The sequence below is a fragment of the Pontibacter sp. Tf4 genome (assembly GCF_014212495.1).
Taxonomy (GTDB): domain Bacteria; phylum Bacteroidota; class Bacteroidia; order Cytophagales; family Hymenobacteraceae; genus Pontibacter.
The window spans coordinates 260407-273916 of sequence record NZ_JACKZC010000004.1; the positions used below are offsets into that span (position 1 = coordinate 260407).

At 47.4% G+C, this 13510-nt stretch carries 15 protein-coding genes; 9 read left to right on the forward strand and 6 right to left on the reverse strand.

Annotated features, from left to right (window positions below; translation table 11 throughout):
- Positions 1-111 precede the first annotated feature (111 nt).
- The 4 genes from H7F15_RS08470 (at position 112) to rsmG (ending at position 2900) form a co-directional block, all read left to right on the forward strand.
- Positions 112-1215, forward strand: a complete 1104-nt coding sequence (locus H7F15_RS08470) for a glycosyltransferase (RefSeq protein WP_185196536.1) — start codon at positions 112-114, stop codon at positions 1213-1215.
- On the forward strand, positions 1206-1814 hold the full coding sequence (locus H7F15_RS08475) for an RNA polymerase sigma factor (protein WP_163915552.1): 609 nt from the start codon (positions 1206-1208) through the stop codon (positions 1812-1814). Before H7F15_RS08470 ends, H7F15_RS08475 begins: the two co-directional genes overlap by 10 nt.
- A gap of 196 nt (positions 1815-2010) precedes the next feature.
- Positions 2011-2232, forward strand: a complete 222-nt coding sequence (locus tag H7F15_RS08480; protein WP_185196537.1) for a hypothetical protein — start codon at positions 2011-2013, stop codon at positions 2230-2232.
- Positions 2233-2267: 35 nt separating this feature from the next.
- Complete coding sequence (gene rsmG, locus H7F15_RS08485; protein ID WP_185196538.1) at positions 2268-2900, forward strand: 16S rRNA (guanine(527)-N(7))-methyltransferase RsmG; 633 nt, start codon at positions 2268-2270, stop codon at positions 2898-2900.
- 797 nt (positions 2901-3697) lie between these two features.
- Here the strand turns inward: rsmG and H7F15_RS08490 are convergent.
- A complete protein-coding gene (locus H7F15_RS08490) occupies positions 3698-4663 on the reverse strand; it encodes a YheT family hydrolase (protein ID WP_185196539.1) in 966 nt (321 codons plus the stop codon).
- Positions 4664-4928: 265 nt separating this feature from the next.
- On the opposite strand from H7F15_RS08490, the gene H7F15_RS08495 reads away from it, so the two are divergent.
- Positions 4929-5381, forward strand: coding sequence for a hypothetical protein (locus H7F15_RS08495; protein WP_185196540.1), 453 nt, complete (start codon positions 4929-4931; stop codon positions 5379-5381).
- A 72-nt stretch (positions 5382-5453) separates the two neighbouring features.
- On the opposite strand, the gene H7F15_RS08500 is transcribed toward H7F15_RS08495, so the two are convergent.
- The 3 genes from H7F15_RS08500 to H7F15_RS08510 are packed head-to-tail and all read right to left on the reverse strand — an operon-like array spanning position 5454 to position 8396.
- A complete protein-coding gene (locus H7F15_RS08500; protein WP_370523514.1) occupies positions 5454-6488 on the reverse strand; it encodes a cytochrome-c peroxidase in 1035 nt (344 codons plus the stop codon).
- Between the two features lie 48 nt (positions 6489-6536).
- Positions 6537-7283 (reverse strand): MbnP family protein, encoded by a 747-nt coding sequence (locus tag H7F15_RS08505; protein ID WP_185196542.1) that lies wholly within the window; start codon positions 7281-7283, stop codon positions 6537-6539.
- Positions 7284-7286: 3 nt separating this feature from the next.
- Positions 7287-8396 carry a cytochrome-c peroxidase gene (locus H7F15_RS08510; protein ID WP_185196543.1) on the reverse strand — a complete coding sequence of 370 codons (1110 nt, stop codon included), beginning with the start codon at positions 8394-8396 and terminating at the stop codon, positions 7287-7289.
- Between the two features lie 188 nt (positions 8397-8584).
- On the opposite strand from H7F15_RS08510, the gene rpsT reads away from it, so the two are divergent.
- A complete protein-coding gene (rpsT, locus tag H7F15_RS08515; RefSeq protein ID WP_185196544.1) occupies positions 8585-8842 on the forward strand; it encodes a 30S ribosomal protein S20 in 258 nt (85 codons plus the stop codon).
- A gap of 220 nt (positions 8843-9062) precedes the next feature.
- On the opposite strand, the gene pyk is transcribed toward rpsT, so the two are convergent.
- Together pyk and H7F15_RS08525 are read right to left on the reverse strand one after the other, a co-directional pair.
- Positions 9063-10490 carry a pyruvate kinase gene (pyk, locus tag H7F15_RS08520; protein ID WP_185196545.1) on the reverse strand — a complete coding sequence of 476 codons (1428 nt, stop codon included), beginning with the start codon at positions 10488-10490 and terminating at the stop codon, positions 9063-9065.
- 2 nt (positions 10491-10492) lie between these two features.
- Positions 10493-10921, reverse strand: coding sequence for an IPExxxVDY family protein (locus tag H7F15_RS08525; RefSeq protein ID WP_185196546.1), 429 nt, complete (start codon positions 10919-10921; stop codon positions 10493-10495).
- A gap of 153 nt (positions 10922-11074) precedes the next feature.
- On the opposite strand from H7F15_RS08525, the gene H7F15_RS08530 reads away from it, so the two are divergent.
- Genes H7F15_RS08530 through rnc form a run of 3 tightly spaced genes read left to right on the forward strand, consistent with a single transcriptional unit; the run spans position 11075 to position 13355 of the window.
- Positions 11075-11311, forward strand: a complete 237-nt coding sequence (locus tag H7F15_RS08530; RefSeq protein WP_007659745.1) for an acyl carrier protein — start codon at positions 11075-11077, stop codon at positions 11309-11311.
- Positions 11312-11367: 56 nt separating this feature from the next.
- Positions 11368-12621 carry a beta-ketoacyl-ACP synthase II gene (gene fabF / locus H7F15_RS08535; protein ID WP_185196547.1) on the forward strand — a complete coding sequence of 418 codons (1254 nt, stop codon included), beginning with the start codon at positions 11368-11370 and terminating at the stop codon, positions 12619-12621.
- Positions 12621-13355, forward strand: a complete 735-nt coding sequence (rnc, locus tag H7F15_RS08540) for a ribonuclease III (protein ID WP_185196548.1) — start codon at positions 12621-12623, stop codon at positions 13353-13355. Before fabF ends, rnc begins: the two co-directional genes overlap by 1 nt.
- Positions 13356-13510: the final 155 nt, after the last annotated feature.

A 13510-nucleotide genomic window follows, 5' to 3' on the forward strand; every position in this document is an offset into this window, starting at 1 on the left:
CTATTTTTGAGAGTAAATTGTTGAATTGCTATATGGTTAAATTGTTGAAACCTTTGTAATACTTTTGCCAGATAACAATTCAACAATCCAACAATTTAACAATCAGAGATATTGGTTCCACTTATACTTTTAGGGCTGCTCGGTGTTTGTGTGCTGGTGCAGTTGTTTTTTGCTCTAGTTTACTTCTTTCCGCTTAGCCGCCACAAAGACCCCGAAGTAACAAAACAGGTGCCGGTATCGGTAATTGTGGCTGCCCACAACGAGCAGGACAACCTGTTTGAGCTGCTGCCCATGCTGCTGGACCAGGAGTACCCGGAGTTTGAAGTGCTGGTGGTAAACGACCGCTCTGACGACGACACGGAGTTTTACCTCTACGAGCTCGAAAAGCAGTTCCCGAATTTTAAGGTGGTAACGGTTAAAAAGACCCCGGAGTACCTTAACTCAAAAAAATATGCCCTGGCCCTGGGTATACGCGCGGCAAAATACGAGCACATGCTTTTTACCGATGCCGACTGCCGGCCGTTTAGTACTAAATGGATAGAAAAGATGCAGAGCGGCTATGTAACAGGGGCTGATATGGTACTTGGCTACTCTCCGTATGCACAATTAAAAGGATTTTTGAATCATCTTATCCGATATGAAACATTACTGACCGCAATCCAGTATTTGTCTCAGGCAAACAAAGGGCGGGCTTACATGGGTGTAGGCCGAAACTTATCTTATACTAAAGCATGTTTCTTTAGGAACAAAGGGTTTGCCTCCCATATCAAAACAACTGGCGGCGACGACGACCTATTTGTAAGAGATGCCGTCAACAATAGCAACGTAAATATTGTTATAGACAAAGAGGCACAGACCTGGAGTATTCCCAAAAAGACGTTTCGGGAATGGATCACGCAGAAAAGAAGGCATCTTTCAGTCGGGAAGCAGTACAAGGCAAATGATAAAAGAAAAATTGGCGCATTCGTAATCTCAAACATACTTTTTTACGTATTAGCCATCATTCTACTTGTCGTTAATAGTCATTTAGCTATATTAGCCGCTATAGTCGGTTTGCGGTACATAGTTATGTTCTCCGCGTATGCATCAGTAGCTCGCAGACTAAACGACAAGCTCTCCTTAGTTCTATTGCCATTACTTGACCTGGTGTACTTTTTTAATTACCTGTTCCTTGGTATATCTGTACTACTGTTTAAAAGAATCAGATGGAAGTAAATAAACAATTCTCAGCGAAAGCGAAACACGACTTTAAGCTTATACAAGCCGCCGTTGAAGATAATGACGAAAAAGCGTACGCCGAGCTGATGAGTATCTATAAAAAGCCGGTGTACCACGTGGTACTGAAAATGGTGCGCAACCCCGACGATGCAGAAGACCTGACGATAGAAGCTTTTGCCAAAGCCTTCCGGAACCTGCACAAGTTTAACCCCGAATATGCCTTCAGTACCTGGCTGTTCCGTATCGCTACCAACAACTGTATCGACTTTATCCGCAAGAACCGCATCAAGACCATGAGCATCGACTCGGCCATTAAAATTGATAATGGCGACGAGATAACCATCGACTTTAAGGATAAGAACCTGAATCCGCAGGAAGAAGCAATCAAGAACCAGAAGATCGAGATCATGCAGTATGTGGTGGCCAAGCTGCCCGAAAAATATCAGCGCCTGGTTACGCTGCGCTACTTTAACGAGCTGAGCTACGAAGAAATAGCCACCGAACTGAACGCACCGCTTGGCACGGTAAAAGCCCAGCTGCACCGCGCCCGCGAATTGCTATATGACATGGTGAAGAACAAGAAGCACCTGATTTAATTGTTGAATCAGCAAGCGTGCTTTAAAAGATAAAAATTAAGGTTACTATTGATTATTGTTAAAGCCCCTGTTGCCCGTAAGCAGCAGGGGCTTTATAGTTTTAGTGCTGATGCCGTTGTTATTTTATACTTTTGCAGCTGTTTTGTGCAGTAAGCGAGAAATGCCGGACGCAGAACACTGGCATTAAACTATAGCAATGCGCCGATCTTTAACAGATACTATCTTAGCACGTTCGGGTAAACTATACCTGCAGTTACGCCTGCGTGATAAACGTAAAATTGAAAAGGAACTGGCCGTAAAGTACGAAGGCCATTACCGCAACGCCGGGCTTATGCTGCTGTTCGATGTTTTTATGGCCTTAGCCGTAGTAGCTATAGTTGGGTTGGTAGCATTAGCTTTGTATTTTGTTGCTACATAGCTCCATTCATCATTCATAATTCGTAATTCAAAAATATGACCGCCATCCGTACCCTGCTTTCAGGTTATTTTCCGGAACTCACCGAAGACCAGCTTCAGAAATATGAGCACATGGGTGAACTATACCAGGAGTGGAACCAGAAGATAAACGTGATCTCGCGCAAGGACATGGACCAGTTGGGCGTGCACCATATTCTACACTCGCTGGGCATTGCCAAAGTGGTACAGTTTCCGGAGCATACAGCCGTGATGGATGTGGGCACAGGCGGTGGTTTGCCGGGCCTGCCGCTGGCAGTGATGTTTCCGGATGTGAAATTCCATTTGGTAGACAGCATTGGCAAAAAGATACACGTGGTGCAGGAGATTGCCCGCGAGCTGCATTTGCATAACGTGACGGCCAGCCACACCCGTGCCGAGCAGGTGCGTGATAAATACGATTTTATTGTGAGCCGTGCCGTAACGCGTTTAGCCAACTTCTGGCCCTGGATCATGAACAGCTTCAAGAAAACCGGCTCCCCGATAGAAGGCCTGTATTATTTAAAAGGCGGCGACCTGGATGAAGAAATTGCCGAATCAGGGTTGATTACAAAGCAGTTTAACCTGAGCGACTATTTTACGGAAGAGTTCTTCGATACCAAAAAAGTAGTGTATGTCCCGCTGAAGAAGTAGACTGTCTGAACCGCATAATAACGGAGATTTGATGGGTTTACAGGATTTGGGCTTTTTGCTATAGTTGGAGCAGCTATAGTTTCATAGTTACGTTTTGTCATCCCCCAGCCCCCTTCAAAGGGGGACTTTTTGATCTTGCTATAGTTGACGCTGCTATAGTTTTATGGTTGCTGCTTGTCCAACCACCCCTGCCCCTCCTTATCTAAGGAGGGGAACTCTGACTTTGTGATAGTTCAAACTATAGTTTCATAATTACAAACCAAGAGCGGACAGGTCGCGACCTGTCCCTTTGGATCTACAACCACGAGAAAAGATGATCTGCTTTAACCAAGAGACAGTAAGTAAACTATAGCCAAAGAATAAGCTATCGAGTTTGATCTCAGTCTTTGGGTTGAGCGCCTTGTAGATTTGCGGTGCCGCAAGGCATTGCGACGGTAGGAGCAAAGGAAATGTACACCGCGCGATGCCTGAAGACGGGGCCTCCCGGCCTGGGAGGGAGCCAAACAAACTATAAAACTATAGGCTTTTAGAGCTCCCAGGATGAATAGTAGCTATGAAATAAAAGGCTTGTATCCAGCAGCAAGCAGAGTCAACTATAAAACTATAACTTGTGAGCATCAACTATAGGCTGAAATAGATTTCTCACTCTGTTCGAAATGACAGGAGGGTTGAAATGAACTAAAGGACGCACAAGATGTCTCGGCTGCGTTCGACATGACAAATTAAAGCTAAACTATAGTTCAGAAATATGCCTTAGTTCAAATCAGATGAGGAAAAAACACACTCCTTTTAATTAACTACAAACAACACCTCACATCATCTAATAAAAACTTCACGGCCCGGGCTTCAGAATAGTAAACATCTTTCCGGAAATCTTCGGTAAAGCCTACGTGGCCGCCGGTTTCAGGCATCTCCAGGTAAAAATACGGGTTAGTGCGTGCTTCCTCTACGGGGTAACATTCTTCGGCCAGGAACGGGTCGTTTTTGGCATTTACGAGCAGTGTAGGTTGCTGTATGTTTGTGAGAAACTGCCGCGAACTGACTTTGGTATAATAATCATCTGCATCTTTAAAACCATGGATCGGGGCGGTGTAGCGGTTGTCGAACTCCGGGAAAGACCAGAAAACGCTGTAGTCGGTCAGGTCTACCTCGTTGGGATATAGCTGCCGTTTTTGCTCCAGTTTTTCGCCCAGGGTCTTCAGGAAACGTTGGGTGTAGATGCGTGAAATTTTCTGGGCCGAAGCTTTCAGGTCTACCGGAACAGAGAACACACAGGCACGCTTCACTTCAGCAGGAACCTGTGCCGGGTTCTCGCCCAGGTACTTAAGTGTAATGTTGCCCCCCGCACTAAAACCTATCAGGTGTACGGTGTTATAGTTGCCTGTATGCAGGGCATGTTCCACTACAAACTGCAGGTCATCGGAAGCGCCCAGGTGGTAGGAGCGTAGCAATTTGTTTGGTTCGCCACTGCAACTACGGTAGTTCCAGGCCAGGGCATCCAGGCCACGCTCGTTAAAAGCACGCACCATTCCTAAAATGTAAGGCCGGCTGCTATCGCCTTCCAGCCCATGCGACAACACCACCAGGCTATCGCCACCCACCTGCGACCAGTCCACATCTATAAAATCCTGATCGGGGGTGGTAAGCCGCTCGCGACTGTACGTTATGCCGCCCACCTGCCTGAACAAGCTTGGGATAATGGTTTGGAGGTGCCCGTTAAAAAGGTAAAAGGGTGCCTTGTAGGATGATGATAAGATAGGCATGGCTAAAAAACTGTGGTATTATAGTTAATTATACGAGGGTAATCAGATTATTATGCTTGCAGCACAAAATTAACTTTTAAACCCAGGAGTTGTTTAATTGGCGCTCTTTCTATAGTGCTATGTGCTTAACAAACTATAGTTAAAAATGTTGACCAGAAATTGTATTTTATTTTTGCATTATTGCTTTTGTAGAGGAATTTTATAGTTGGGTATATCAATATTTTGTTTGATGCGTAAAACAGGCAGTAACAAAAATTACAAAACTATGAAAATCGTATCGAATATTAAATCAATAGGAATGGCGCTGGCACTTGGCTTTTTTATGTTTGCCTGTGGCCAGGAAACACAGAATGAGACAAATTCAGCTGTAGACGAAACACAGGCTGAAGTATCAGAAGCAAACACTGAAGCAAATGCTGAACTGAACGAAGCTGGCGCTGAAGCCAACCAGGAATATGATGAATTTACTGGCTGGGTTAGAACTAACACTGCTAAAGCTGAAACAGTAACAGCTGACGAGTACCGCGAAATGCGTGCAGAATATAACCGTAAAGAGGCTGAGTTTGAAGCTGAATCTTCTACCTGGGATGAAGAAACCCGTCGTGAGTGGGAAGAAGTTAAAGCCGACTGGAACGAGTTCGAGAACAGTGTTCAGAAACGTTTAGGCAAGATCGACGATATTGACGTAGATGTGGACGTGAAACGCGATAACAACTAATCCTGTTTCATAAAAAATGCTGAAAAAGCCGCTGTAACTATAGTTGCAGCGGCTTTTTTTTATAACTATAGTTTATGGCGCAGGGGTGTGGGCTCTGATAAAACCGGCATCGGTGAGGGTGTGCAGAAAGGCAATGAGCTTTTCTTTTTCGGTTTCGGTTAAAGGAATGCCCGGCTTCTGGTGTTGCTGCAGTGCTGGGGCTAAAGTCTCCGACCATTTTACACCGTGGCTATAGTGGTCAAGCACATCCGGCAGCGTTTTAAAACGACCATCGTGCATGTAAGGCGCAGTCAGGGCAATGTTGCGCAGGGTTGGTGTTTTATATTTCCCGATGTCTTCCGGTTTGCGGGAAATGCGCCCGTAACCAAAGTACAGGTCTTCGTCACTGCCCGGGAAGCTGGCATCGAGCCCGTTGTTATGGTAGCGGTTATCGGTGAACAGGTCGGTGGCGTGGCAACTGCTGCAGTGTTGCCGGAACAGGTACAGGCCTTGTAGCTCGTGGTCGGATAAAGCCCCATTCGGTTCTTGCCGCACATAACGGTCGTAGCGCGAGTTGGCCGAGATTAATGTGCGCTGAAACTGTGCCAGCGCCCTCCCCAGTGCTGCCGCTGTAACCGAATCGGTGCCGAAAGCCGCTTTGAACATGGCAGGGTAAGTGGGGTGCTGCTGCATGCGGGCAACCAGTCCGGCAATATCCTGTCCCATCTCATCGGGGTGGCGCAGCGGGGCAAAGCTCAACGATTCCAGGTTCCGGGCACCTCCATCCCAGAACAGACCATCCATCCAGGCCAAATTTATAAGGGCCGGTGCGTGCCGTCTCAATGGCTTCCCCGATACTCCTGCCTCAGAGAGTGACTGCCCATCCGAAAAAGCTTTGTCGGGTTGGTGGCAGGTGGCACAGGAAACTTCTCCGTTTGCCGAAAGGGTAGGGTCGAAGAAGAGTGTTTTGCCTAACAGAATGCCTTGTGCTGTGGCTTTATTATGTGCAGGCTGGGCCAAAGGCTCCGGAAAGTTTGCCGGCACGGGCAAGGTTACATAATCCGGTACAGGCGCCACGGCAGCTGGCTGGTCGCAGGCCGTAACTATAGCGCAAAAGGCAAGCAGCACAATTGCAACACTATACCTTGGTTTTAAGCTGCTGCGCCACATCCTGAATTACTCTGCGGTTACTTTCCTGAAAAAGCCGGTGCTATAGTTCTCGGCAATTTTAGCGGCATCCGGGCCGGTCATGGCCGTGTTTATCTCATCAAAATCTATCGGGTGCGGATCCTGAAATATGGCGTTCAGGTCGGTAACTATAGTTATGCGGTTTCCTTCGGTGGCTTTAATAACGAGCGGCTGCTGCAGGTCTACAGTTACTGTTTTATAGTTAGCATCGCCGCCAATATGGAATACCAGCCCGCCGGCTTTTGTGTTGGCTGTATAATTGCCTACCAACGAAAAGAACTTGTAGCCTGTGTCCCAGTCCCATACCATTGAAGAGCTGGGATCCAGGTCGCCGTACTGGTCTGTAGAGTGGTTGCGGGCAGCATCTACGCCAACTCCGAACTGCAATTTTGTATAGGTGTCGGCTTTCACGTTTTTAAGTGTAAATGTACGTTTGCCTGTCTGTTCCTCTATCAGGTGGTAACTATCGGGCTCTATATAAACGGCTTCGCCGCTGGCATTCAGTAGCTTGATGTTGCTCATAAAATAGGCCAGTTCATGCACTGCATAAATATCGCCGGTTGGGCTGGTGTAGGTTGTGTCTGTCAGCTTCAGCGGGTGTCCTGCCACCGTGTTCTCTACCACTACCTCTACATTGGCAACTATAGGTTCCTCGTCATCCGACGAGCAGGCCGTAAAGAGCAGTGTGCAAACTATAGCTATAGTTGTAAGGGTGTGTCTGTATAATTGGTGCATGGCTTATCTGGTAAAAGGGTTTGCGAATTTGGGGTCCTGTATAAACGTGGAGTCGGTGAGAGTATGCAGGAACCTGATGATCTTCTGCTTTTCGTCGGCTGTTAATTTCAGACTTCGGCCATTCTGCACATTTGATGCTTCCGTGATCAGCGGGTCGATGTTAGGACTGTTGTAAATAACGTGCTCGTTGTAGTGGTCCAGCACCTCTTCCAGGGACTTAAAACGGCCGTCGTGCATGTAAGGCGCTGTCAGGGCAATGTTGCGCAGCGATGGCGCCTTGAACTTGCCGTTGTCGGTTTCGCGGCCGGTTACACCGCCCAGGCCGTTGTCTTTAAAAGTATAGTCGAGGCCGTTGTTATGGAAGCCTTTCAGCGAGATCAGGGTGCCGCCATGGCAGTCGCCGCAGTTGCCGCCGCGTATGCCCTGGCTGGGTTCGGGGTGCGTCATAAACAGGCGCATGCCTTCCGCCTCGTCGGGGGTAAAAACCTCTTTGCTCTGCAGGTATCGGTCATACCGCGAATCAGCAGAAATAAGCGTGCGCTGGAACTGGGCCAGTGCTTTCAGTACGTTTTCCTCGGTAATGGTGCTGTCGCCAAACGCTTTATAGAACAGGGGCGGATAAATGGGCGTGCGTTGCAGCTCACTTACGGCATTCGCCATTGTTTCGTGCATCTCTACCGGGTTCTCGATAGGGCCGCGGGCCTGTTCTTCTAAAGATTTAGCGCTGCCATCCCAGTTGAAGGCAGTAAACCATAGCATGTTGGCCAGGCTCATGGTGCTTCGTTTGGTTGGCAGGCGGTCTATGCCAAAGCTCACCGATTTTCCATCGGTAAACGCCTTCTGTTGCTGGTGGCAGGTAGCGCACGACATAGTATTGTTGCCCGAGAGCCTGTTCTCATAAAACAGGTGTCTGCCCAGCAGCACGCCCTCTTCTGTAAGCGGGTTATCATCGGGTATTATAAAATTGCGCGACAGTGTAGCCGGTATGTTCAGCTGGTAGGGGGTAGGCTTGTGTTCTGCCTGTGGGGCAGGTGGTGCATCGGTATCAGGAGAGCAGGCTACAATGCCCCCGGCAACTATAAATGTGACTAATAGACGTGTAACAAATGACATGATCTGAATTTACGTAGTATATAGCAGCATGTATATAGTGTTAATTTGCTGATTTGGTTTTACCTTTGTAACCATAAATGAGTTAAAATATTTTTCTGGGGAACAAGCTTTGGAAATTAATTGTAAAGAATATACCTTTGCAAACTCATTCAAGATACGGAACAAAATATTTAACAGTATAAAATAACATGGCTAACCATAAGTCGGCATTAAAAAGAATCAGAGCGAATAACGCTAAACGTCTTCGTAACAGATACCAGGCGAAAACTACTCGTACCTTCATCAAAAAACTGAGAAGCACAACTGATAAAGCCGAGGCGCAGGAACTGTACAAGACAGTTTCTTCAATGATTGACCGTCTGGCTAAGAAAAACATCATCCACAAAAACAAAGCGGCTCACAACAAGTCTAAACTGGCTAAGTTTGTAAACACGCTGGCTGCGTAATTTTTGCGGAGTAAATAGTTTCAAAGCCTTGTGCACGCGCGCAAGGCTTTTTGTGTTTATAGTTAGTGCACCGGCTTTGCTCAACTGTAGCGGAATAACTGAACGCTGAAACACAATTGCCCGAAAAGCGCGGCTCAACAACTAAGGATAAATAAAAAGCGCCGGCAACTATAGCAGTTACCGGCGCTTTCTTGTTTTAATCAGAACTATAGAACTATAGTTAAGCTATGCTCAGCTTTATCATATTGGTTCTTTTCTGCTCGTTTATCGGCATACTGGCCGTGTTAATGAACACATCACCTTTCTCAATATAGCCACCCTCCAGCAGGATCTCCTTAATGTCGGCAATCGTAGCGTCCGTAGACTCGAACTTGTCGTAATGGAAGCCTCTTACACCCCACACCAGGTTAAGCGTGGTCAGCAGCTTGGTGTTCTCTGTAAAAATAAAGATATCCGACTTCGGACGGTACTTGGCCAGCTGGAACGCCGTGTAGCCTGATTTGGTCATACCGATCACGGCACGGGCGTTGGTGTCGCGGGCCAGGTTACAGGCATTGGCTACCAGGCTGTCGTTGCAGAAGAAAGGCGAGTGCGGATTCAGAACAAAGTTCTTGTTAAAGATATCGGCATGCGTCTCTACGGTACGGATGGTCAGGATCATACTGCGGATCGTTTCTACCGGGTAGGCACCAACAGCAGTTTCGGCGCTCAGCATCAGGCAGTCGGCCCCGTCAATTACCGCGTTGGCAATGTCGTTGGTCTCGGCACGCGTTGGGCGCGGATTCACGATCATGCTTTCCATCATCTGGGTAGCAATGATCACTGGCTTGGCAGCACGGTTACTCTTCTCCACTACCATTTTCTGTATCATCGGCACCTGTTCCATGCCAACTTCCACACCCAGGTCGCCGCGGGCAACCATAATGGCATCAGTAGCCGCAATGATCTCGTCGATGTTACGGATAGCTTCAGGTTTCTCTATTTTGGCAATAACGCGGGTATCTTTGCCGCGCTCTTCTATAATGCGCTTTATCTCGTTTATATCTTTTACAGAACGCACAAACGAAAGGGCTACCCATTCCACGTCGTGGTCCAGGCCAAAGTGCAGGTCGCGCAGGTCTTTCTCTGTTAACGACGGTGCCGATACGCTGGTGTCGGGCAGGTTAATGCCTTTGCGGGGTTTTACTACACCACCATAGATTACCTGGCAGCGCACTTCCTGGTCGTTATCTGTATGCAGTACCTTCAGTTCCAGTTTACCGTCATCAATCAGGATGGCATCGCCGGCTTTTACATCCTGGGCCAGGTGCGTATAGTTGGTGGCCAGTCGGCCCGGTACGCTCAGAGAACCATCGCAGCGCAGCAGAATTTCCTGTCCCTCGTGTATCTCTACGCCGCCATTCTCCACTTCGCCGATCCTGATCTTAGGACCCTGCAGATCCTGCACAAGGCACACGGTTGTATTAAACTGACGGTTTATTTCGCGCACATGATTGATCACTTCCAGGTGTTCGGAGTGTTCTCCGTGCGAGAAATTAAGCCTAAAGGCATCCACGCCTTCCCTCACCAGCGATAATAAACGCTCGAACGTGTTGGAAGCAGGACCTACGGTGGCAAGCACCTTTGTTTTGTTAAACGTAGTATTCATATTTAAAAAATCAGATTCTCTTTATTGTTAAGAGCCAGCGGGTCGAATTGTTTTACATACTGTACTAACGGTATGCGCAACAGGGTGTTTATAAAATTATGCGGGTACAACCTGGGCAACGACCCCGTAATATGCAGCACATAGTCGTACTGCTTTATTTCCGGGAGCAGGTAAGGCTTGCGTGCAGTAATAGTGCCCAGTGCCTTGTTGCGCAGCAACCTGATCGTGCTGTGCTCGGAACAGAACTCATAGTTGGAGACCAGCATCTGCTGCCTGTCGGGCAGGGTGTAGCACAGGTCGGTCTGTTTTATAAGGCGCATGGCAAACGTTTTGTTCAGCCACCAGGCCAGGGTGTACTCCTTCCCCGACGAAACCAACCCATACAGGTCAAAATCGTATTCGTAATCATCGTCGAGGTAAAATAATTTCATTGTATTGCTTTGGCGCCTAAATTTAAGAAGCTACTTTGGAATAAGACAGCTACAGGCCAAAACTTTTGCTTTAGAACGAATAGAGTAATTTTTTTTGGCATTGTCTGCCTAATTATATTTCTTTGCACAGTGTTTTAATAAACTATAAGAAAAATGTCAGAAATCGCAGAAAAAGTAAAAGCTATCATCATCGATAAGCTTGGCGTGGAAGAGTCAGAGGTTACTCCTGAGGCTAGCTTCACTAACGACCTTGGCGCAGATTCATTAGATACAGTAGAACTTATCATGGAATTTGAAAAAGAGTTCAACGTATCTATTCCAGATGATCAGGCTGAGAACATCGCCACTGTAGGTCAGGCTATCAGCTACCTGGAAGAGCACGCAAAATAATAATCCCTTTTTAAGTATAAGATTTTTCTACTATATCTATCCTCTGGTAACAGCTTATGGAGCTTAAGAGAGTTGTAGTTACTGGGCTGGGCGCACTCACGCCACTTGGAAATACCGTTGCAGAGTATTGGAACGGCCTTGTTAATGGCGTGAGTGGAGCTGCGCCTATCACACGCTTTGATGCGAGTAAGTTTAAAACACAGTTCGCCTGTGAAATAAAAGGATACGATCCGGAAAAATACTTTGATCGTAAAGAGGCCCGCAAAATGGACCTGTTTACACAGTTTGCGCTTGTAGTGGCCGACGAGGCTGTACAAGACGCAAACTTAACTGAAGGTAACTACGATCCGGACCGCGTGGGCGTGATCTGGGGATCTGGAATTGGCGGCTTGCGCACGTTCCAGGAAGAGTGTGTGAACTTCGCCAACGGCGATGGCACACCACGCTTCAACCCGTTCTTCATCCCGAAGATGATCGCTGACATCAGCGCCGGTCAGATCTCTATTAAGTATGGCTTCCGTGGCCCTAACTTTGTTACCGTTTCGGCCTGCGCCTCTGCTACCAACGCTCTACTCGATGCCTTTAACTATATCCGTTTAGGTATAGCTGATGTGATCGTATCGGGTGGTTCGGAAGCAGCTGTAACAGAAGCCGGTATAGGTGGTTTTAATGCCCTGAAAGCCCTTTCGGAGCGCAACGATTCCCCTGAAACTGCATCCCGCCCGTTTGATAAGGACCGCGATGGATTTGTGCTTGGCGAAGGCGCCGGCGCTCTTATACTGGAAGAGTATGAGCACGCTAAGGCCCGCGGAGCAAAGATCTATGCCGAGATATTAGGTGGCGGTATGTCTGCAGATGCTTACCACATTACAGCACCACACCCGGAAGGATTGGGTGCCCTGAATGTAATGAAGAATGCACTGCGTGATGCCCACATCAAGCCGGAAGAAGTAGATTATATTAACGTACACGGTACATCCACCCCACTTGGCGACATAAGCGAGGCGAAAGCGATCGAGACAGTGTTTGGCGAACATGCCTACAAGCTCAACATCAGCTCTACCAAGTCTATGACAGGCCACCTGCTGGGAGCTGCCGGTGCGATTGAGGCTATTGCTTCTATCCTTGCTATCAAAAACAACGTGGTGCCACCAACCATTAACCATTTTACCGACGACGAAAGCTTTAACCCGAACCTGAACTTTACCTTTAACAAGGCACAGGAGCGCGAAGTAAAAGTGGCGTTGAGCAATACCTTTGGTTTTGGCGGTCACAACACATCCGTAATTTTCAGACAACTGAACGATTAGTGCTTGGTCCTATTAAACCGGTTCGGCGTTTCTACCAGAGAGTATTTAACAGGGATAGAGAATTAGTACGCGCCATTGCCGGTATTACAGGGAGTACACCCGATAATATCAGGCTGTATAAACTTGCCCTTACCCATACCTCGTTTGCCCGACAGGCAGCAGGTACAAAACACGATACCAACGAGCGCCTTGAGTTTTTAGGTGATGCCGTGCTGGGTGCTGTGGTAGCTGAGTTACTTTTCCGTAAGTTTCCGTACGAAGACGAAGGTTTTCTGACAGAGATCCGCTCACGCATTGTTAACCGTGAGTCGCTGAACCATATTGCCGTAAAAATAGGACTGAACCTGCTGGTAAAAGTAGAAACGGGATCTAACCGCCATAAGTCTGTGAACGGCAATGCCCTGGAAGCGCTGGTAGGAGCCATTTATCTGGACAAAGGCTATAACATGACGCGCCAGTTTATATTGGGCAAACTGATAAAGCCCCACGTAGACCTGCACCAGCTCGTAAACACGACTGCCAATTTCAAAAGTAAACTGATCGAGTGGGCGCAAAGCCAGAACATGGAGATCCGCTTCGAGAGCATCAGGAAAAAGCAGCAGGGCAATACCACCGAGTTTACATCGGAAGTGTACATTGGAGATAAGCCTGTTGCTACCGGTGTGGGCTTATCCAAGAAAAAAGCCGACCAGGCTGCCGCAGAAAAAAGCCTGGAGATCCTGAAGATTTCTTAATTGCTCAGAAAGCTATAGTTAAATTTTAAAGAAATGTAAAGACGCAACACCTTGCGTCTTTTTTGCTTTAGGCTGTTTTGTAAATGCTGACTATAGTTTAGTTGCTGGTTTCTTAAGAGCAACTCATCCTGTTAAACAACCATCAACCTTTAGCA